We start from the raw sequence: 2,847 nt of genomic DNA on the forward strand, positions 1-2,847 counted from the left end.
AAAACCATCATCTGATTGCAGTAAAATAACATTTTTATTCAGCATGTTATTAACATTACTGCCGGTATAGGAAAGTTTAGCGCTACTATTTTCAAAGAAAGTCGTCTTCCCCGTCACCGTAAGGATGGGCTGCGCAAAATTGCTATCATCATCCACGCTGAAATTCATGCTTGCACTGATTGAACTGGAACCATTGGTATAATCTGCATCCCAGACAATGCTCTTATCCTGGGTTATAATGGTTAAATCTCCCAAATTGAAAATTTTAGCAACGCCACTAATTTCCTGACCATCAAACGTCGCCGTTTCTTTCCCCCCTTGATAAGCAAAGTTAATTTTATTGCCTGCGACACCATTACCGATAATATTACCTTTAACAGTACCATGCACATCAATGCGCATTGCGTCAGCACTTTGACTTGCGCTAAAATCAACCGCATTTTCAGCGCCACTAATTAGCGAGCCATTTTTTATATGAATGCCCTTACCCGCGGTCATTACACCATCAATCTTAATGGCGGTACCATTTTCGCTAACAATGCTTTTGCCTGCTTCAATATTCAGGTTGCCATCAAAAGTTGTATCTTTATCAATATAAATGCCATTGGCACTCTCACCGCTAACCGTAATATTATTTTTAAAATAAACGTGTGAAGAAATTGCCCCCTGAGACTCAAGACCGTTACCTTCTGAGACAAGAATGTCATCACCAGTATAACTGCCCCCTTCATTGGGTATAATAACAGTTTCGCAGACAGTGTTTGCCGGGCAATCGGCAGCCCAGAGATAAGTGGGTGTAAATAAACAAGATGAAACCAAGACTGACAACAGACTAGGTTTAAAAAGGTGATTAAGTTGCATAACAGTTACTCTCAATAGTAATTAAATTCGATTTAAGAAAAAATGGTTAGAAGCTGGCACGTACACCAAGCTTCAAATACTGCATTTGAGAATCATCTTTTCCCATTGCATAACCTTCTTTAAACTGCAGATCTTCAAAATAATATTCAGCCTGAAGTTGAACAGAACTAGAGATCGAATAAGCTAACCGCATTGCGTAACGAGCCACTTTGCTTTTTGTTGCAGTCTCCGGGAAAGAAGCACTCTCATACCATGAAGATGTTTTGCCATAATCAAGCGAATAACGGATATAGGGAGAGACAACGAATCCCATTGGCGCCCTCCAGTGAAGATACCATCGCGCTTGATGATTTTTTGTATTATCAGTTAACCCCCAAGTTTCGCCTTTATCGCTGCGTTCACCGGTATTGTAATAAGCGAGGGTTGTTGATAAATTTTTCGAAAAAGAATAACGAACACCAGGTTCAACTTCCCAAGTTATATAGTCACTGTTTCTGACGGTTCCGCTAACATTTTTATCTTCTTGACGTGCTAAGCCAAAATCAATTTCGCCCCAAAGAGCCCATTGAGAATTCAAATCGAGCACGTATTTAGTTTCAGTTTTATAAAAATCCGTTGTCGAACGAGAGCCGCTGTCATAGTTAGTGATATCTTGACGGATTTTTACACTTGGCTGGATCCAGCTTCTATTAAAACGAAAACGATACGCAGCTCCACTATCCGCTCGTATATATACCTGCTTTGAATCATGGGTACGATTTCGGTATCCCAAATTAAAATACCAATTTGAACCATCAGGATTAAGAGTCATATCAATACGTGGTCCTGAATAGCTATAATCGCTTTCATATTTACCAGACTCATAACTAGCCACCAGATTTGTTTTAGCCTCTGCATTTACAGAAGCAAGCACAGAGATAACACCAAAACAGAGTGCAGCTCTAGCTGTTGTATTTAGGCTTGATTTCATGGTAATTGCAAACTCCCTTTTCTTTCATTTAATAGGTTTAATTTAAGTGCTGCGTTCTAGTAGTAAATTTTATTAAAACGAACAGCTATTCATCAGTAAGACACAAAATGATTATATGATGCTAGCAGTTCCATTACTGTGACCCAGCTCAAAACAAAAGAACAACGAAAGCATTTGAAGACAACCGCAAATCAACATCTTTATTTACATAATAAAAGGTCAAATCAATAGAAAAAGATAGTAAAACTAGAAAAAAAAAGGCACAAAATACTGACAACACCCTATCCAGCGTCTATCTTTAGTTGAAAAGAAAATAAAATACAAGTCACACTTTCAAAGAAAAAGAGGAAAAACAGATTGTAGCTTTTGCTTTATCATTTACACTTACTTACACAACCGCAAGCAAATGAAGATCCGCTTGCTTTATGTTATATAGAATAATGTAACCATATTATTGCGTTATTGCGTTATTGTAATATTCATAGAACCGACAGCAGAGGTAAGAAAATTGAAAATTAAAACTTGTATTTTAGCCTTGATCACAACCACCATTCTAAGTGGCTGTAATCCAAACAATGACCAACAGATTAATGATAATAATGAGCAACCTTATATTGGCCCAATTGCTTCAGGAGTTAATATCACAGGTGATAGTTTGATTGGTTCAACCCTGACTGGAAACTATAGCTTTACAGATCCCAATTATAACCCTCGTTCAGAAGGGACGAGCGAATACAACTGGAAAGTAAAAGGGAACGATGAAAGTATTGGTAATGAATTAACCTATCTGCTAACTGAAAATGAGTTTGATAAAAATGTCTACTTCTGCGTTACCCCCGAGGCAACATCTACAAAAACAGAAGATGAAGCAGAAGATGAAGATGAAATTGAAATTGTCACAGGAGAAACTAAGTGCTCAGTAGCGACTGAAAAAGTTACAGATCCAAGAGGCTCAAAGCCGGAAGCCAGTAATGTGACAATTAATAATAGCGAACCAACAGTAGGTGATACATTAA

At 37.8% G+C, this 2,847-nt stretch carries 2 protein-coding genes and 1 pseudogene; 1 reads left to right on the forward strand and 2 read right to left on the reverse strand.

The window, feature by feature from the left end; translation table 11 throughout:
• Both AC4GME_RS18530 and AC4GME_RS18535 read right to left on the reverse strand, forming a co-directional pair.
• Positions 1-861, reverse strand: a pseudogene (locus tag AC4GME_RS18530) (hypothetical protein); the annotation flags it as partial.
• Positions 862-907: 46 nt separating this feature from the next.
• Entirely contained in the window at positions 908-1,831 is a 924-nt protein-coding gene (locus tag AC4GME_RS18535) for a hypothetical protein (RefSeq protein WP_490380013.1), read from the reverse strand.
• Positions 1,832-2,339: 508 nt separating this feature from the next.
• Between AC4GME_RS18535 and AC4GME_RS18540 the strand changes: the two genes are divergently transcribed.
• Positions 2,340-2,847, forward strand: a 508-nt coding sequence (locus AC4GME_RS18540; RefSeq protein WP_490377365.1) for a hypothetical protein, incomplete at its 3' end; no start/stop codon positions are given.

This window comes from Psychromonas sp. (genome assembly GCF_983033635.1).